Origin of the sequence: Paludicola sp. MB14-C6 (assembly GCF_030908625.1) — a bacterium.
GTDB lineage: Bacteria > Bacillota > Clostridia > Oscillospirales > Ruminococcaceae > Paludihabitans.
The window spans coordinates 1,670,217-1,689,689 of the sequence record NZ_CP133133.1 but is presented as its reverse complement, the minus strand read 5'-3'; the positions used below and the strand labels follow the sequence as shown (position 1 = coordinate 1,689,689).

Annotated in this window: 17 protein-coding genes; 11 read left to right on the top strand and 6 right to left on the bottom strand. The window is 35.6% G+C overall.

Annotation, left to right across the window (positions count from 1 at the left end):
* Positions 1-39 precede the first annotated feature (39 nt).
* From RBG61_RS08170 to RBG61_RS08140, 7 genes are all read left to right on the top strand, one after another.
* Entirely contained in the window at positions 40-1,125 is a 1,086-nt protein-coding gene (locus tag RBG61_RS08170; RefSeq protein ID WP_307942496.1) for a Gfo/Idh/MocA family protein, read from the top strand.
* A gap of 118 nt (positions 1,126-1,243) precedes the next feature.
* Positions 1,244-1,807 carry a uridine kinase family protein gene (locus RBG61_RS08165; RefSeq protein ID WP_307942494.1) on the top strand — a complete coding sequence of 188 codons (564 nt, stop codon included), beginning with the start codon at positions 1,244-1,246 and terminating at the stop codon, positions 1,805-1,807.
* Positions 1,808-1,824: 17 nt separating this feature from the next.
* Positions 1,825-2,655 (top strand): sugar phosphate isomerase/epimerase family protein, encoded by an 831-nt coding sequence (locus tag RBG61_RS08160; protein ID WP_307942492.1) that lies wholly within the window; start codon positions 1,825-1,827, stop codon positions 2,653-2,655.
* A 25-nt stretch (positions 2,656-2,680) separates the two neighbouring features.
* The gene (locus RBG61_RS08155) at positions 2,681-3,418 is read left to right on the top strand and encodes a sugar phosphate isomerase/epimerase family protein (RefSeq protein ID WP_307942489.1); all 738 of its coding nucleotides are present in this window, start codon (positions 2,681-2,683) and stop codon (positions 3,416-3,418) included.
* A gap of 36 nt (positions 3,419-3,454) precedes the next feature.
* Positions 3,455-3,856, top strand: a complete 402-nt coding sequence (locus RBG61_RS08150) for a hypothetical protein (protein WP_307942486.1) — start codon at positions 3,455-3,457, stop codon at positions 3,854-3,856.
* Between the two features lie 78 nt (positions 3,857-3,934).
* Complete coding sequence (locus RBG61_RS08145; protein ID WP_307942484.1) at positions 3,935-4,906, top strand: sugar phosphate isomerase/epimerase family protein; 972 nt, start codon at positions 3,935-3,937, stop codon at positions 4,904-4,906.
* Between the two features lie 505 nt (positions 4,907-5,411).
* Positions 5,412-6,467 (top strand): Gfo/Idh/MocA family protein, encoded by a 1,056-nt coding sequence (locus RBG61_RS08140; protein WP_307942481.1) that lies wholly within the window; start codon positions 5,412-5,414, stop codon positions 6,465-6,467.
* Between the two features lie 438 nt (positions 6,468-6,905).
* Here the strand turns inward: RBG61_RS08140 and RBG61_RS08135 are convergent, their stop codons facing one another.
* From RBG61_RS08135 to RBG61_RS08120, 4 genes are all read right to left on the bottom strand, one after another.
* The gene (locus RBG61_RS08135; RefSeq protein WP_307942478.1) at positions 6,906-8,132 is read right to left on the bottom strand and encodes an IS256 family transposase; all 1,227 of its coding nucleotides are present in this window, start codon (positions 8,130-8,132) and stop codon (positions 6,906-6,908) included.
* Positions 8,133-8,386: 254 nt separating this feature from the next.
* The gene (locus RBG61_RS08130; RefSeq protein WP_307942477.1) at positions 8,387-9,229 is read right to left on the bottom strand and encodes an AraC family transcriptional regulator; all 843 of its coding nucleotides are present in this window, start codon (positions 9,227-9,229) and stop codon (positions 8,387-8,389) included.
* 134 nt (positions 9,230-9,363) lie between these two features.
* The gene (locus RBG61_RS08125; protein WP_307942475.1) at positions 9,364-10,479 is read right to left on the bottom strand and encodes a glycosyl hydrolase family 18 protein; all 1,116 of its coding nucleotides are present in this window, start codon (positions 10,477-10,479) and stop codon (positions 9,364-9,366) included.
* 180 nt (positions 10,480-10,659) lie between these two features.
* The gene (locus RBG61_RS08120) at positions 10,660-11,550 is read right to left on the bottom strand and encodes a DegV family protein (protein ID WP_307942472.1); all 891 of its coding nucleotides are present in this window, start codon (positions 11,548-11,550) and stop codon (positions 10,660-10,662) included.
* A 289-nt stretch (positions 11,551-11,839) separates the two neighbouring features.
* On the opposite strand from RBG61_RS08120, the gene RBG61_RS08115 reads away from it, so the two are divergent.
* From RBG61_RS08115 to RBG61_RS08105, 3 genes are all read left to right on the top strand, one after another.
* Positions 11,840-12,124 carry a co-chaperone GroES gene (locus RBG61_RS08115; protein WP_307942470.1) on the top strand — a complete coding sequence of 95 codons (285 nt, stop codon included), beginning with the start codon at positions 11,840-11,842 and terminating at the stop codon, positions 12,122-12,124.
* Between the two features lie 190 nt (positions 12,125-12,314).
* Entirely contained in the window at positions 12,315-13,946 is a 1,632-nt protein-coding gene (groL, locus tag RBG61_RS08110) for a chaperonin GroEL (RefSeq protein ID WP_307942468.1), read from the top strand.
* A 136-nt stretch (positions 13,947-14,082) separates the two neighbouring features.
* A complete protein-coding gene (locus RBG61_RS08105) occupies positions 14,083-15,525 on the top strand; it encodes an IS1182 family transposase (RefSeq protein WP_307942466.1) in 1,443 nt (480 codons plus the stop codon).
* A gap of 36 nt (positions 15,526-15,561) precedes the next feature.
* Here RBG61_RS08105 and RBG61_RS08100 read toward each other — a convergent pair whose 3' ends face one another.
* Positions 15,562-16,032 (bottom strand): metal-dependent transcriptional regulator, encoded by a 471-nt coding sequence (locus tag RBG61_RS08100; RefSeq protein WP_307942463.1) that lies wholly within the window; start codon positions 16,030-16,032, stop codon positions 15,562-15,564.
* 167 nt (positions 16,033-16,199) lie between these two features.
* The gene (locus RBG61_RS08095; protein WP_307942462.1) at positions 16,200-18,290 is read right to left on the bottom strand and encodes a sodium-translocating pyrophosphatase; all 2,091 of its coding nucleotides are present in this window, start codon (positions 18,288-18,290) and stop codon (positions 16,200-16,202) included.
* Positions 18,291-18,753: 463 nt separating this feature from the next.
* Here RBG61_RS08095 and RBG61_RS08090 point away from each other — a divergent pair, with 463 nt between their 5' ends.
* Positions 18,754-19,440 (top strand): YjjG family noncanonical pyrimidine nucleotidase, encoded by a 687-nt coding sequence (locus tag RBG61_RS08090; RefSeq protein ID WP_307942461.1) that lies wholly within the window; start codon positions 18,754-18,756, stop codon positions 19,438-19,440.
* Positions 19,441-19,473 lie beyond the last annotated feature (33 nt).

The following is a 19,473-nucleotide window of genomic DNA, read 5'->3' as shown; positions in this document are numbered from 1 at the left end:
ACTTATTTGAGAAAACAACAAAAAAAGAGGGAGATTTTTATGAGTAAAGTAAGAATTGGAATCATCGGTTGTGGCGGTATTGCAAATGGTAAGCATTTACCAGCCCTAAAAAAACTTCATGAGGAAGTAGAGCTCGTTGCTTTTTGCGATATTATTGAAGAAAAAGCAATTAAAGCAAAATCAGAATATGGTACTGAAGATGCAAAAGTGTATACAGATTACAAAGAATTGTTAAAAGACAAAACAATTGATGCTGTTCACGTTTTAACTCCAAACCGTTCTCATAGCTTTATTACAATTGATGCATTAAATGCTGATAAAAACGTTATGTGTGAAAAGCCTATGGCTAAAACTTATGCTGAAGCAAAAGAAATGGTTGAAACCGCAAAGAAAACAGGTAAAATTCTAACCATCGGTTATCAAAATCGTTGTAATCCGGAATCTCTATATCTAAAAGAAGTATGTAAAGCAGATGACTTAGGCGAAATTTATTATGCAAAAGCTCATGCTTTAAGACGTCGTGCTGTTCCAACTTGGGGCGTATTCTTAAATGAATATGAACAAGGCGGCGGCCCATTAATTGATATTGGTACTCATGCACTTGACTTAACATTATGGCTGATGGATAACTACAAACCAAAAATGGTTGTTGGTACTACATATAAAAAGCTTGGCGACCAAAAAGATTGCGGCAACGCTTGGGGCGATTGGGATCAATCTCAATTTACTGTTGAAGATTCCGCTTTTGGTTTTGTTGTAATGGAAAATGGAGCAACCATTGTTCTTGAATCTAGCTGGGCATTAAATACTTTAGATGTTCGTGAAGCAAAAACTACTCTTTGCGGAACAAAAGCGGGTGCTGATATGGTAGATGGCCTTCGCATTAACGGCGTTAAATTCAACAAGCAATATGTTATTAAACCGGATTTGAATGCAAGCGGTGTTGATTATTTTGATGGTGTTGCTTCTACTCCTGCTGATATTGAAACCAGAACCTATATTGATGCAATTACAAAAGGTACTGAGCTTCGTGTAAAACCTGAGCAAGCTTTAGTTGTAACACAAATCCTTGAAGCAATTTATGAATCAGCAAAAACAGGCAAACCTGTATATTTAGCTGACTAATACTAATAACAACCTATTTAGTTTGAAATCATAAATTGTATCGGTTCAATCAGCTGCCACAAGGGTTACCTTAAGTGGTAACCCTTGCTTTATTATCAACCAAAAGGATGGACAGTTTATGTCAAACCCATTTGTAATTGGAATTGCCGGAGGAACTTGCAGCGGAAAATCCACACTATGTGAAACGCTCAAGCAGCAGCTTAACAATGATAACATTGTTGTACTGAATATGGATGATTATTTTAAAGAAGTCACTCCCACTACAATTGCACCAATAACCCGAAAAGAATATCCGGAGCATAATCATCCAGATACATTAAATCTGGGAAAATTATATTGCGATTTTGATAAAGCAATTTCCAATAAAACTTTGGATTATGTAATCATCGAAGGAATCTTTGCGCTTTATCTTGATGAAATTCGGGAAAGACTTGATTTAAAAGTGTTCGTAGATTTACAAAGTGATGAACGAATCATTCGTCGCATTCATCGCTTTGCAACCTATGGTCAATCATTTGATGAAATTGCAACCAGATACTTAGATACTGTTCGATTTCGTCACAATGAGCTAGTTGAGCCTACACGTTGGCATGCTGATATCATTGTAAACGGCACACTCGATATGCACAAAGGAACCGAAGTTCTTTTAACGTATATCAAATCACACAAAAATAATAATTGAATTAGAGAGGATTCAGTTTGAGTCAATATCAAACTTGGATAATGAGTATTATGAAACTTGGAATTATAAGCTACGGCTTTGAAACTAATCATTTAGAAAAAGTAAAAGAATTAGGATTGGATTTTGTTGAATTCTGCGTCAATGCGGATGCAGATAACCGTTTTCAAGAGTTTTACGACAAAGCAGATCGCATTGCAGTGGATTGCAACAAATTAGGCTTATTTGTTGGCTCTGTTGGTCGTTGGGCAGGCAACAAAATCAACAAAGATGGATCTCATAATGAAGAGGAATGGCTAGCAGACACTACATTAATTCAAGCAGCTGCAAAAGTTGGCTGTCCTGTTTATGTTTGCAGCTGTAACTATGTTGAAGAGCTATCTTTATTTGAAAACTATTCTGCAGCAATCAGCTATTTTGAAAAGCTAATTGCATTTGCAAAAAAATATGGAATCAAGGTTGCTACAAATAACTGTCGTTGGAATAACTATGTTGTTTCCGACCCAGCTTGGAGTGTAATCCATGGCCATTTGAAAGACCTATACATCAAATATGATCCATCTCATTCTATTTACGCAAACGGCGAGAACTATCTTTCTGAAATGAAAAAATGGGGTAATCGTTTTGCGCATGTTCATATTAAGGGTAGTTTGATGATTGATGGTGAACGTTTTGATGATCCACCGGCAGGTATCGACCAAACAAACTGGGGCGCATTTATGGGTACTTTATATGCATTAGGTTATGATGGAACCTTAAGCATTGAACCTCACTCTGCTGTTTGGCAAGGTGACCTTGGCGACCGTGGCGTAAAATACACAATTAAAATGATTCGTGACTTAATGTTATAAAATAATTTGTGAAAAGGAGATTACTATGAAAAAATCCGTACAGTTATATGCTATTCGAGATCTTGCAAAAGATAATTTTGAAGAGGCATTAAAAGTTGTTTCTGAAATCGGTTATGAAGGCGTTGAATTTGCAGGATTTTTTAATCATCCTGCTTTCCAAGTAAAAGAATGGTTAAATAAATATAACCTTTCTGTTTCCGGCGCACACGTTGCTCCTGAATTGATTTTTGATGATACCGACGCTACCATTGCATATCATAAAACAATTGGAAATACAAGAATTATCTGTCCTTGGTATGATGTGAAAACCAAAGCGGATGTTGTTGCATTAGCTGACAAGTTAAAAGCAGTATTACCAAAATTCAAAGAGAATGGCATGGTATTAGGTTATCATAATCATGCACACGAATTTCAAAAAGATGGCGATGAGTACTTAATCGATATATTAGCAAAAGAGATGGAAGGCACAGACTTCATGCTTGAGTTTGATGTATATTGGGTATATCGTGGTGGCGAAAATCCTGTTACTTATTTGAAAAAGTATGCAGACCGTATTGATGTGTTCCATGCCAAAGATGGTATAGGCGATCAAGGCACAACACTTGGCGAAGGCAGTGTTGATATGAAAGCTGTTTTCCGTTTTGCAAAAGAAAACAATATGGATTGGGCTGTTGTTGAATCGGAAGCAAATGAACATGCCAAAGAACAAGTTGCGGCTATTCGAAAAGATTTTGAAATGTTAGAGCAATTTATGCAAGGTTAATTATATTACAAATATAAAACTAAGCAGGTGCATAAAATGAAAAGAACTATCCTCAACAGTCTCATAACATTTATTGTGTGTTTTATTGCATTTTCCTGTTTTTTTATTACTTTTCATGGAATTCCTTTGCTAGGTCTTCCTCAACAAGAAAATATTATCCGTTCAACCATAACAAATAAAATTACCAACGAAACAGTTGTGGTGAATACAGAAAAAGAACTTGAAATAGCAAGAAATGCAACGAATTTACTAAACTTCAAATTAGGAACTACCCTAAAGGAAAATCCGAAGTTTGAAATAGTATATGAGCTCAAAGATCACACAAAAGTTACTATTTCAGCAAATGAGAAAACCGTCTATTTCAAAAATAGAGCATTTTCAATTAAAGGTGATAACGGAACATTGTTTGTAAATATAGTTGAAGGATATTTCTTTTAAATGCAACATTATTAGTAAATTGATTTAGCTTAAAACAAATGCAGATAAATAAACTATTTTTAAAAGGACTGAATACATATGAAACTCGGAGTTTTTACTACGCTATTATCTGATAAAACATTGGATGAAGCTCTTACTTATTTAGTAAGTAAAGGTGTGCAAGCTGTTGAAATTGGCTGCGGAGGATATCCTGGAACTGCACATGCAAACCCAGATATTTTATTAAACGATGAAAGTAAATTAGAGGAATTCAAAGCTACTATTGCAAAACATGGTGTTACAATTAGTGGATTAAGCTGTCATGCTAACCCTATTCACCCAAATAAATCAATTGCAAAAGAATTTGATGAAGCTTTAACCAAGGCAATTCTACTTGCTGAAAAGCTCGGAATTGATGTTATTAACACATTCTCCGGCTGCCCTGGTGATTCTGAAAATTCCAAATATCCAAACTGGGTTGTTTGCCCTTGGCCGGACGATTTCTTAACCATATTAGATTGGCAATGGAATGAAGTTTTAATTCCTTATTGGAAAGAAAAAGCTGCATTTGCAAAAGCACATGGCGTAACAAAAATTGCTTTAGAAATGCATCCTGGATTCTGTGTTTATAACCCTGCTTCTGCGTTAAGACTTCGTGAAGCTGTTGGCGATGTAATCGGTGTAAACTTTGACCCAAGCCATCTTATTTGGCAAGGAATTGACCCTACTCTAGCAATTAAAGAGTTAGGCAAAGCAGGAGCTATTTATCATTTCCATGCAAAAGATACAAAGGTTGATTCCTATAATACTGCTGTAAACGGCGTATTAGATACCAAACATTATGGCGATGAACTAAACCGTTCTTGGATTTTCCGTTCTTGTGGATACGGAAACGATTTAGGCTATTGGAAAGACATGGTGTCTGCGCTTCGTATGGTAGGCTATGATAATGCATTAAGCATTGAACATGAAGACAGCTTAATGTCAACTAATGAAGGTTTAACAAAAGCAATTGACTTCTTAAAAGAAGTTTTAGTATTTGAAAAACAAGGCGGTATGTGGTGGGCATGAGTTCAGTAAACTGAACTCACAAAGAATGGATAACTCCATTCTTCCCGTCTATTTGGAATATTCGCTGATCTTCTAATTTCGGTAGATGTAGAGGATGGCTTGCTACCGCCAAATTGTTGGGGGTGGTATTCAATGCAAGCAAGTTAAAGGTAAACTCTATCATAGCATTACCCTCTCAGTCACTTGCGAGTGACAGCTCCCCCAAGGAGGAGCCTAGAAAAAGCCTCTTCTTTAGGAGAGGTGTCAACCAAATTCGGCGGAGAGGTTGGTACCGCAATTTCTCTTAACCTGCTTTCATTGGGCTATTATGACCGTTTTATTCAATTTTGCTTATTACCGACGGCAAGAGCAAGCCCTTGCCCTACATTGATACATTGTATTGTAGGGGTGACCTGTGATGGTCTGTAAATAATTATAGTCTTCCCTACTCTAAATTTAAATAACGTTTACTATCTTTTAACAACTTGATAAGAATGTTGTTGAAAAAACAGAAAGGATAACTACTATGAGAGATAATAAATATTGTCTTGCCATCGTTGGATTTGGTGGCATGGGAAATTGGCATAGAGAACTAATTGAGAGTGGTATTGACGGCTTATTTGTAAAAGGTGTATTTGATTTAAAGCAAGAACGACTTGACTATGCAAAAGAAAATAATCTAGTAGCATATGCTTCTAGAGAAGAATTACTTGCTGATGAAGAGGTAGATATTGTTTTATGTGCCACTCCAAATGATGTTCACAAAGAAGTAACGATTGCTGCATTAAAAGCTGGTAAAAACGTTGTTTGTGAGAAACCGGTAGCTATGAATTCCGCAGAATTACAAGAAATGATTAATACTGCAAACGAATGTAAAAAACTATTTGTTGTTCATCAAAACAGACGTTGGGATCAAGATTTCTTGACTATGAAGAAAATCTTTGATGAAAAACTGCTTGGCGAAGTACACTGTATTGAATCTAGAGTACATGGTTCAAGAGGTATACCTGGCGACTGGCGTGGAGAGGTTGAACATGGCGGCGGAATGATTCTTGACTGGGGCGTTCATATCATTGACCAACTACTACAAATGGTAAAAGAAAATATTAAATCTATCTACTGCACATTAGATCATGTTACAAATGAGCTTGTTGATGATGGCTTTAAAATAATGGTTACCTTTGAAAGTGGTCTTAGAGCATTATTAGAAGTTGGAACGAGCAACTTTATTGAATTACCACGTTGGTATATGCTTGGTACAAATGGTTCTGCTACAATCGAAGATTGGTATATGCACGGTAAAATGGTACGTATCACTGACTGGGATAAAAACGATGCCGTTCCTGTAAAAACTGCGGCTGGCTTAACCAAAACTATGGCTCCTAGAACGGATGAAACAATCAAAACAGAGGATTTACCTCATGTTGATACTGATATTAAAGACTTCTACCGCAACGTAATGGCTACTATTAGCGGTAAAGCTGATATTCTCATTAAGCATGATGAGCTAATGCGTGTTATGAAGTTCATGGAAGCAGCTTTTGAATCTGCAAGAACTAATACTGTTGTACCTTTTGACTAAAAACCGTATAAGTGTAAAATCCCCATTACAATTGTAACGGGGATTTTACGTTTTACAGAGTTATATGATGTATTACCTGCAAGATACAGATATATTATGTAGGGGAAGGGCTCTGCTCTTGCCGTTGGTTACGAGAATACTACATAAAACGCACGCACAATGTGTGCCCCTACTCTTAGTAATCGAACGATAATAATCAAGTAAATACGAATGGGAGGGTGTAAAAACCTCCCAATAACTTAAGAAAATTTAATAGTTATTTACTCTATTCGGTCACGAGGTATACCAAGAATTTTGTGTAAATATAAAAACAATCAGAACAAGAAATAGGAACAAAATAGTAATTGACATAGTGTATAGGTTAGTTGAAACAAGTTTATTTAATGACAAAAGGGGCATGCCCCTTTTGTCATTAAATTTTGGCGGCTGAACATAGAATCATCCAGCGATTCTGTCCGAAAACATGATGTTTAATTGGTTTAAAACAACGTCCCAATTTCGACAACGTTGTGTCCATCGTTCGACAATTTTCTTTGAAGCTAAATACAGTATCCTTTTTAAACTATCATCATTTTGAAATGATGGTTTATTCTTGGTTATTTGTCTGAACTGCCTGTTTAATCCCTCAATAATATTAGTTGTGTATATTATTTTCCTTACATCAGTTGGATATGCAAAAAAGGTTGATAGTATATCCCAGTTATCCTCCCAACTCTTTATGCAAGAAGGATAACTTTTACCCCATTTTTCTTTGAATGATATTAGATTATTCAATGCTTCTTCCTCTGTAACAGCTTGATATACTAGTTTTAGATCTGCCATTAACTTCTTGATATCTTTGTATCCTACATATCGTGTTGAATATCGAATTTGATGTATAATACAACGTTGAATGTGCGCTTTGGGATATGCTGCATTGATTGCTTCTTTAAAACCTTTTAAACCGTCAACACAAAATAGGTATACATCTTGCAAACCCCTTGATTTCAAGTCATTCATAACGCTCAACCAGAATTTTGAGCTCTCGTTTTCTCCAATCCAAATGCCCAATATATCTTTATTTCCTTCAAGTGTAATTCCTAAAACCACATATGCTGCTTTCGTTACAAACTGATTGTTTTCTTTTACTTTGTAGTGTATTGCATCCATGAACACAAATGGGTATACACTATCTAGTGGACGGTTTTGCCATGCTGTTACTTCCGGCATTATTTTTTCTGTTATCTTGCTTACTAGTCCATCTGAAATTTCTACATCATAAAGATTTTTTACTTGTTCAGCAATATCTCGTTGAGACATGCCACAAGAGTAAAGTGCAATAATTTTTTCTTCCATCCCGTCAGCATTACGATTATATTTACCAATAATTTGTGGTTCAAATTCACCGTTTCTATCACGAGGAACATTAATATCCACTTCGCCAAGTTGTGTTTTAACTGTTTTCTTTGAATATCCATTTCGATAATTTTTCGACATGCTTTTTCCGTCATCGTTCGCTATTCTTTGACTTTTTTGGTAACCCAATTCTTCGTCTAATTCACTATCCATAACTTGCTGAAGAACATCTTTGAACATCTCTTTCATTGCCTGCATAACCTCTGTTGTGCTTGTGAAGTTTTGGCTGTTCACATACTCTTTTAATAACTCTTTCGGTTGCTTTTCCATAAAAAAATACTTCCTTTCATACTTGAATTTATTATCTTAATTCTTGTCTGATTGGAAGTACCTTATTCACTTTTACACAAAATTTTCGGGAGTCTCTCGTCACGCCATTAGCGTGCCACCTTCCTCTTTTACAGATAAATACGTAGCATTTTTCTGTTGGGAACATAGCGAGCAACGCAACACTGAGAAAGTTCATAAGACTAGAACCCAACCCTTAAGTTAATGACTTTGCATGGAAGCACCCCTACTATTTCCTATTGTTTCTCTTTAACCGGAATCCAGATTTCACTTACATAATCTTCACTGCTGTTATCACCTTCTGTATAAAACTCAATATCATAATCAGGCAATAACTCATAGTTTGAAGATGGTAGCCATTCCGAATAAATGCGCTTCCACATTGCTTGGATTGCTTTAGGCATTGCTCCTACGCAGTGAAAAATCGCCCATGTATTTGCAGGAATATTCCATACTTCAAATCCATCCGGAATTTCTTGTACTAATTTTTTGTCACATCCAATACCATATTTCCAATCTTTTTTATTACATGTTTCTGCTGCACATATACCCATTGCTCCGCACACTTTTTCTGCGACTCCCGAGTTAAAATATTCTGTCCAGAACTTTGGAATTTCGGTTGCTGAAGTTTCTTCTTTAAATATACGACTTTTTACAACAACTTGAAATGCATCTTTTTTTACAATCTGATAATCCATACTCGTACCACCTTCTAAAATAATTTTGATTACAAGGGGTGGAAATGACTTTAAAACTGCACCTTCTTTTTTCGCTTCACTAGGTGTTACTCCATGAAACCTTGTGAATGCTTTTGTGAAGCTTTCAGGCGTTTGATATCCATACTTCAAAGCAATATCAATAATTTTTTCTTTGGTTGCTACTAATTCTTCACCCGCCAAGGACAGCCGCCTGTTTCGTATATATTCCCCAACTGTCAATTCTGTTAGCATAGCAAATGTCCTTTGAAAATGAAAGCTAGAAAGATATACATGGTCTGCAACACTTTCGCAAGTAATATCCTCAAATAAATTTTCTTCCATATAGCTTATTGCCTGATTTACAGCTTTTACCCATTCCATTGTATCAGCTCCTTGTGTGTTTAGTATATCAAAATCATTACATTCAATCTTGTCATAGAATGCTTTTCGTTGTCTATATTTTGCTCTAATAACATAACAAAAGGGAGGTATTATCCTCCCCTTTATTTTTACAGCTATTTTATACCTTTTTGAATTGCAGATAATAAGCTTTTACTCTTATCCAACGTATCTTTAGTTAGCTCCCAAATCATAACGCCACCTACATTATCCTTAGCCCATTTTGCCTTCTTTTCCATCGTCACAACACCATTATAATAATCAAAACGGTCTTCTTGGGGAACTTGATCATTTTTGTACGCATCTGGGAATACTTTTAAGATTTCATCATATGATTTCCAAGATGGTCTTGCATAAAAAGGAACACCTATCACTACTTTTTGAGGAGAAACTTTACGAGAATCTCGCCAGTATTCACCGCATTTTACAGCAAACTCATATGGAGAATGCCGAGATTCATTCCCACCATCATAAGCCATAACGTTAATCCAATCTACTAAAGATAATACTTTATCGGTATGAGCCATTGCATCTTTAATCTTAACGTTATCCGCATCTACACCGCTAATCACCGCAGCAGTCAGCAACATCTTCTCATCCTTACAACGTTTACTCAAATATACCATTAGCTTTTCGTATTGTACTTCTGAAGATGCTCCTGCTCTTGGATGTTCCCAATCCATATCTACACCATCAAAACCATATTTCTTGGTCATAGCAATAATAGAATCGCCGAATTTTCGAATTTTTTCATCTGTTGCAGTTGCGGATTCAAAATCAGATTGCAAGGGAATATCCTTATACGACCATCCCCCAATGCCGAGTAAAACTTTGGTATTATTACTATGTGCTTGCTTTACCAACGCCTTAGCCGTTTCCGGATAATCAAAAGGGCGCAGAGTACCATCCTCTTTAGGAATAGCAAATGCATAAATAATATGAGTTACCACATTAAATTGAATACGATCTAAAATTGGTTCTTTATCCCCTAGATAATAACCTACCACTTTAAATGCTTTATCTTTTTCATCAGTTGGCTTTATTCCTTGATATTGATAATCAGAATCCGGATCAACTACATCTGAGATTGTGCTTATACTTGATGCCTTTTCCCTTAAACTTTCATCCTTATTGTTCAATCGAAAAAACATTGGAAACACAAAAATACCTGTAATAATCAAAGTCATAAACAATACCAAGCAAATAAAAATAATCAGTAATTTCTTTTTCACAATCAATTGGTCTCCTTTCCACAACAAGTGCGAATTTTTCATTTTCGCATACTTCGTGTGTGAATAGTTTGATTAACAGAATATCTCATTTATCCCATCCATATTGATTTGTTTTTCTATCATGATAGTAGACTATATATTGCTGATAATTAATTTTAACACAACTGTATTAAAAAATTTTTATAGTGGTTTTTCATCACGGTTTGCACCAATAAAAAATAATGCAATTGTACCCGGACCGGAGTGTGAACCAATAACAGGTCCTACATAGTTAATTATTTGTGTTTTAATTGAAAATTTCTCTTTTACTTTAGAAGCAACATATTCTGCATCTTTTTGGCTATCACCATGAGAAATAAAAACATAATCGTTTTTATAATCAGATAGTTTTGTTCCCATCTTTTCAACCAAAGCATCTAAAGATTGTCTTCTGCCTCTTACTTTTCCAATCGGAATCAGCTTACCTGCATTGTCCATATGCATAACCGGTTTAATTCCAAGAATGGATCCTATAACAGCAGATGTTTTTGATACACGCCCGCCACGATGTAGATGGTTTAAATCTTCTACTGTAAAGTAATGACAAACTCTTAGTTTAATATCTTCCACTAATTTTGCAACTTCATCAATGGATTTTCCTTTTGCTTTTTGATTAACTGCATAGTCAACCAATAAGCCTTGACCTAAAGAAGCACACAAAGAATCAATTACAATTATTTTTCTATCTGGATATTCTTCGTCTAAATCAGATTTAGCAATCGTTACACTTTGAAACGTGCCACTCAAACCAGATGAAAATCCGATATATAGAATGTCGTTACCTTTTTCTAGTTCTGGTTTAAAGTATTCTTTTGCTTTGTCCGGAGTAACTTGTGCAGTTTTTGCCATAGTACCGCTGCGTAACTTAGCATAAAAATCAGTTGGATGCAAAGAACGTTCAGCTGTTCCATCATATTCAACCTCATCCATAGTATAGGTTAATGGCATTGTTGTGATTTTATTCTTCTTTAAATAATCTTGAGGTAAATCACAAGTAACATCTGTAATGATAGAGTAGTTATTTATATTCATATCGGTAAGACATCCTTTCGACTACATTTAATTTTATTATACTTGATATTGACAATAAGTACAATATCTTTTTATTTTTACTTTTGTATTTTATGAAAAATTATATACATTATTTGCTTTTTTCCATGTTATTTCTCTATCTTAGATTTTAAAATAAAATACGGTATGTTTTAAAAAAAAATTCATAAAGTAAATATTGACTTTTTACAAAAAAACACTACAATAGATATTAGTTAGCACTCAGACTCTAAGAGTGCTAAAATAACATTATTTTTAGGAGGAATTGATTATGAACATTAAACCTCTAGCAGACAGAGTCGTTATTAAAATGGTAGAAGCAGAGGAAACAACACAAAGTGGCATCATTCTTGCAGGTGCTGCAAAAGAAAAACCGCAAATCGCTGAAGTTGTAGCAGTAGGCCCTGGCGGTGTTGTTGACGGAAAAGAAATAACTATGGAATTAAAAGTAGGTGACCGCGTATTGATGAGTAAATATGCCGGTACTGAAGTAAAATTAGACGGTGTTGAATATACTATTCTTCGTCAATCTGAAATTCTTGCAATTATTCTTTAATTAAATGACATCACCGACTTCATTCTGTCTCGGAACGCATACAATGCGTTTCCTACAAAACAACACGAAAGATTAGTTGTAGGGTGCGGCATCCTTGATGCACCAACGAGAAATATTAAATTCAATGCGGTAGGTTAATAACCTTTTGATTGCATTATAAGACAAAATTCTAAAGGAGGATTTTTTTATTATGGCAAAAGAAATTATTTATGGCGAACAAGCTAGAAAATCTCTACAAGCTGGTATTGATAAACTTGCAGATACAGTAAAAATCACATTAGGCCCTAAAGGCAGAAATGTCGTTTTAGACAAGAAATTCGGTGCTCCATTGATTACTAACGATGGTGTTACCATTGCAAAAGAAATTGAATTAGAAGATGCATTTGAAAATATGGGCGCACAACTTGTAAAAGAAGTTGCAACTAAAACAAATGATGCTGCCGGTGATGGTACTACTACCGCTACCCTATTAGCTCAAGCTTTAGTACGTGAAGGTATGAAAAACGTTGCTGCCGGAGCGAACCCAATGGTTGTTAAAAAAGGTATTCAAAAAGCAGTTGAAGCTGCAGTTAATGCAATTGTTTCTAATTCTAAAGTAGTAAACGGTTCTGCGGATATCGCAAGAGTTGCTACTATTTCTGCTGCTGATGAATTTGTTGGTAAGTTAATCGCAGACGCAATGGAAAAAGTTTCTGCTGACGGTGTTATTACAATTGAAGAATCTAAAACTGCAGAAACATACAGCGAAGTTGTAGAAGGTATGCAATTTGATCGTGGCTACCTATCTCCATACATGGTAACTGATACAGATAAGATGGAAGCTGTTATTGATGATGCTTTAATCTTAATTACAGATAAGAAAATTACTAACATTCAAGATATCCTACCTTTATTAGAGCAAATCGTTAAAACAGGCAAAAAACTTGTTATCATTGCTGAGGATATGGAAGGTGAAGCACTTGCTACTATCCTTGTAAACAAACTAAGAGGCACCTTTACTTGTGTTGTTGTAAAAGCTCCTGGCTTTGGCGACAGAAGAAAAGAAATGCTTCGTGATATTGCTATCTTAACTGGTGGTGAAGTGATTTCTGATGAACTAGGTTTAGACCTAAAAGAAACTACTCTTGAACAATTAGGTCAAGCTCGTCAAGTTGTTATTCAAAAAGAAAATACAATTATTGTTGATGGAGCTGGTCAAAAAGAAGAAATCAACAATCGTATTCATCAAATTAAAGCACAAATTGAAACTACTGCTTCTGATTTTGATAGAGAAAAACTACAAGAGCGTTTAGCAAAACTTTCCGGTGGTGTTGCTGTTATTAAAGTTGGTGCTGCAACTGAAATCGAAATGAAAGAAAAGAAACTTCGAATTGAAGACGCACTTGCTGCTACAAAAGCAGCTGTTGAAGAAGGCATCGTAGCTGGTGGTGGAGTTGCTTTAATTAACGCAATCCCTGCTGTTGCTGCTCTATTAGATTCTAACGTTGGCGACGAAAAAACCGGTGTTGCTATTGTTTGCAAAGCATTAGAAGAACCAATTCGCCAAATTGCTAAAAATGCTGGCTTAGAAGGCAGCGTAATCATTGATAAAATCATCTCTGCTGATAAAATAGGTTATGGTTTCGACGCTTACAATGAAACATACTGCGATATGATGTCTGCCGGTATTGTTGACCCAACTAAAGTAACTAGAAGCGCACTACAAAATGCTGCTTCTGTAGCTTCAATGGTATTAACTACTGAAAGCTTAGTTGCTGACATTAAAGAACCAGAAGCTCCTGCAGCTCCACAAATGCCAGGTGGAATGGGCGGAATGTACTAATCCTTTGTGGGTTGTATAGAATAGTAGAAAGCTCCCTGAGAAATCAGGGAGCTCAGCTTGTAGAAAAAGTCCCCTAAATTTGATGATTTAGGGGACTTTTGACGCGAAAAATGGTATAATTAAATAGGGTGATTAAATGTTAGTTAAAGCTAAAAAAGACCGAACACAAGTAGAGTTTTTGTGCTTAGAAGAATTTATTCCAGCAGAACATTTGCTTAGAAAAATAGATAGTGCAGTGGATTTCTGTCATATATATGATTTCGTAGAGGATTTGTATTGTAAAGATAATGGAAGACCAAGCATAGACCCAGTAGTACTAATCAAAATGGTCTTAATACAACATTTGTATGGAATAAGTTCGTTGCGCAAATTGGTAGAAGAAGTACAAATGAACTGTGCATATCGTTGGTTTTTAGGATATTTAATGACAGAACAAATACCTCACTTTACAACAATAAGTTATGCCTTTAAACATAGATTTAACGAGAATACTATTGCATGCATTTTCAACTGGATATTGAATGAAATCAATGATATGGGATATCTTGACCCAGAGGTGGTATTTGTAGATGGAACCCATATAAAAGCAAATGCAAATATAAAAAAGGTTGTAAAGAAATCAATCCCCGTAGCAGCAAAACATTATGAGAAACAACTAATGGACGAAATCAATAAAGATAGAGAAGAACATAAAAAAAAGCCATTTGACGATACAAAGCCACCTAAAATAGAAGAAAAAATCATCAATGAATCAACCACTGACCCTGAAAGCGGTGTATTTCATAAAGGAGAGCATAAGAAATGCCTTGCTTATGAAGCACATACAGCTTGTGACAAAAAAGGCTACATTGTAGATGTTCATGTAACAGCAGGCAATGTACATGACAGCGTAGCATTCGATGATTTGTATGATAAATTAAAAGAAAACCACCCCGAAATCCAAACAATAGTGGCAGATAGTGCCTACAATACTCCCTATATTGCAAAAAGACTTATAGATGATGGAAAAGATTTATTAGTACCATATCGTAGACCAATGACAAAACAAGGCTTTTTTAAGAAATATGATTTTTCATATGATGAATATTTTGACTGTGTAGTATGTCCAAACAATAAAGTTTTACACTATTCCACCACGAATAGAGAAGGATACAAAGAATTTAAAAGCAATCCAAACGACTGTAAAATCTGTGGGTTTCGTTACAAATGCACTGAAAGTAAAGAATTCCAGAAACAATACACAGTTCATGTTTGGCATGAGTACTTAGAGCAAGTTTCAGATATTCGTTATGCAATAAAATACAAAGATCTTTATGCACAGCGAAAAGAAACGATTGAGCGAGTTTTTGCTGATGCGAAAGAAAAATACGCAATGCGTTATACACCTTATCGAGGTCTTGCCCAAGTAACAAACTGGGTTAGGCTTAAATTTGCGTGCATGAACCTTAAAAAGCTGGCAATACATAAGTGGAGGGTGAACTCTCCTTTTTGTATCCTTTCCACTTTTTTCAAATTTTCAACCATATATTCAAAAGCCCGACTTTGGTTACGCCAAAATCGGGCTTTTTCTTCAGACTGAAATAACAAGAAGCTAAAAAGCTTCTTGTTATTTTTCTTATATTGAATTTAAACTAATATATAAGCTTTGTGCTATTGAAGGGTTTTTGGTTAGAAATTCATTAAAATGATTGATTTTTTGTAAGGTGTTGTTAGAAATATTATGTTCGATTAACTCCGTTTCATTTAATACATTTTCTACACCAAGGTTGGTTAGAAACTGCTCAATGATAGTATGCCTTTGTAATAAGAATCCACCAATTTCATTACCAATAGGTGTAAGCGTAATAATACCGTATTTTTTGTAGTTAATTAGACCTAGCTGATGCAGCTTTTGAACCATGTTAGTAGTTGATGGCGGTGAAACATTGAGTTGTTCTGATAGCACGTTAATTCGCACATACCCATCTGCTTGCATGGTTCGATATATCATTTCTAAATAATCCTCCATAGCGGAGGTTAAAAAGCGGCGATTTTGTTCTAAAAGCTGATACCCTCGTACGGTATGAAATTCTGATGTTGGCTCCATATCATCACATCCTCATTATATAAATATATTCTAAGAATAATAAGGATATGAAGCAGTAAACAAGTTTCATAACATTGATAATAAAGCAATTGACTTTTGGAATGAGCAAAAAAAGGGGCCTGTATTGAAAATACAGGCCAGTGAGAGAAGAATGATTATAGCATCTCTTATCCAAAGATAGAGAATGTTAAGAAAAGAGTAGCCATTAGTGAAGATACAAGGGAAACAACAGTGATTTGGGTATTGATAGATGGACCAGCTGTATCTTTAAATGGATCACCAACGGTATCGCCTACAACAGCAGCTTTATGAGCATCAGATCCTTTTCCGCCATTGTTACCCGCTTCTATGTATTTCTTTGCATTATCCCAAAGTCCACCTGAGTTAGACATAAACAATGCTAATAATAATCCGCTTACGATATTACCGGTTAAGAAACCGCCGATTGCTTGAACGCCACCAATAAATCCAACAGCCAATGTTGCAATAATTGCAATTAAGCCAGCAGGAATCAGTTCACGAATAGCGCCTTTTGTCGCAATTTCAATGCATTTATCATATTCCGGTTTTACGCCTTCTTTACCTTCTTTTAAGCCGATGATTTCTTTAAATTGACGGTGAATTTCGGAAACCATACGTTGTGCGTTTCTATCAACACCAAGCATCAGCATAGCAGAGAATAAAGCTGGAATTGCAGCACCAACCAATAAACCAAAGAATACAACAGGGCTCATAATGTCAAAGCCTGTGATGACTTCCTTTCCAAGTTTAGCAGCGGCATCATTTACTTCACTCATGAATGCACCTAATAAAGCAATAACAGTTAAACCGGCAGCACCAATTGCAAAGCCTTTTGTAACAGCTTTAACAGTGTTACCTGCGCTGTCTAATTTATCAGTAATATCCAATACTTCATCGCCTAGGTTTCCCATTTCGGCAAGTCCACGTGCATTGTCAACAATTGGGCCGTATGCGTCGTTAGAAATAATCATACCAACGATGGAGAGCATACCAACTGCAGCCATAGCAATACCGAACATTGCATAACCAGGACCAATAGGCTCGCAAATTTTGAATGCAAGCAATGCAGATACAGAGATACCTACCATTGCTGGAAGGATGCTTAAGAAACCATATGAAATACCGGAAAGGATAGTAAATGCTGGTCCCGTTTTTGCTGCATTCGCAACATAGCGAACCGGTTTTTTATTGTCATTGGTAAAGTAATCGCTTGCAATACCAATAATAACGCCAACTAATAAGCCAACTATTGTTGCAGCCCAGATTCTCCATTCAAATCCGAATAGCCAAGTAGCACCGGCAGTTAGTAAGCCAAAAATACCGGTTGTAACATAGGTGCTGCTATTTAAGGCTCTTGTAGGATCGCCTTTTTTACCAATACGTGCAGTACTTACACCAATGATTGATGCTAATAAGCCAAGGGCAGCGTAACAAAATACAGTGTTTACATTTGCAGAATTACCTGCAAGCTTATCTAAAGATAGAGCCATAACAAGAGCAGCAGCCATAGAAGCTACGTTAGAGTCGAATAGGTCAGCGCCCATACCGGCAACGTCGCCAACATTATCGCCAACGTTATCAGCTATAACAGCAGGGTTTCTTGGATCATCTTCTGGAATACCAAGCTCAACTTTACCAACTAAGTCTGCACTAATATCAGCGGTTTTTGTAAAGATACCACCGCCTGCTTTTGCAAACAAAGCAAGCGAGCTAGCACCAAAGCTGAAACCTAGAAGAGCAGTTGAGCTATCAGTTAAAATCATAAGTCCGGCAACACCGAGTAAGCTTACACCTACTACAGCCATACCCATTACAGCACCGCCACGGAAACCAGCCATAAAGGAAGGCTTCATTCCGTCTTTGGCAGCTTCTGCGGATTTTACATTCGCAATCGTTGCCACTTCAATACCTACTTTACCAGCTAAAGCTGAGAATGCAGTACCAAATATGTATGCAAGTACCATAGTCACATTATCTAAAATGTTGCCTTGCCATATAGGTTTTGGTAAGAACACTAAGAGAAGAATTGCGACTACCGCACAGAAACGAGCCAAAACTTTGTATTCATGTCTTAGAAATGTGTTTGCGCCTTTGCGAATGAGATCTCCTACTTCAGCAATTTTTGCATTGGAGGAAGGGCGTTTTTTCACCCATGAGTAAAGCCACGCTGCTACACCAAGTGAGAGCAATGCAATCACAATGGATATCAGCTGAAACGTTGTGTCTGAGAGTTGCATAAGATATTCCCCTTTCAAAATAGTGAACTGTTTCCGATTACCCCCAACATAATACGTATGATACAAATAAAATGAATATGTTATTATTTGTAAGAAAACTTTATATAGGTTCTTGAAATCCGAAAACATCCTAAATATATCATTATTCAATTGTAATTACAATAAGCAAAACAGATAATATTTGCCATGATATTTGGCTATTATACACAATATATATAATGGATATGTGGAGTATTTATGTAGTAAATAGATAAAATAGCAGTGAATAAGATTAGGATATGATTAATGTTTATCGAGATTTTTTTATAGAGTTATGTTATAATAACCTCTATGGTACCCAAAATCAAAGATTTTGACCATAACGAGAACATTTTATCACGGGAACCTGTTTTCACTTACGTTCAAACAGACTTTTTATGATATAATAATACTAATACGCTGATAGGGTTAGGGAGGTACGTAAATGTCAAAATATCTAATTCTTTTATTTGATGCAGATGATACCTTGTTTGATTTTCAAAAGGCTGAAGAAAGAGCATTAAAGCAGGTTTTTTATTTGTATCAAATTTCATATACCAAAAGTAAAATTGACTTATATAAAGAAATTAACCATAAATTATGGAAAGACTTTGAGCTTGGAAACATTGAGAAAGATGTGATTCAAAAGACTCGATTTACAAAACTATTTGAAGAACTGCATATTGAAAAAGATGGTTTGAAAGCAAATAATGATTATTTAGAATTTTTAGCGAATGGATCCGATTTGATTGATGGTGCTTATGAATTATGTGAAGCTTTAGCAAAGCAATATAAACTTTATATTGTAACAAATGGCATTTCAAAAGTACAGCATAAACGATTTGAACACTGTAAGATAAAACCGTTTATTACCGATATTTTTGTATCAGAAGATAGTGGATACCAAAAGCCACAAAAGGAATACTTTGAATATGTATTTGATAAAATTGGCAACGTTGAAAAAGATAAGGTTCTTTTAATTGGTGATAGCCTTTCTTCCGATATAATGGGAGGCAATCAGATAGGAGTAACGACTTGCTGGTTTAACCAAAACAAGTTTGAAAATAAATCGGATGCAATTTCTGATTATGAAATACATAAACTAGAAGAACTATTCAACATTATCAAATAGAATTTATTAATAACAAAATAAAAACGCAGGAGA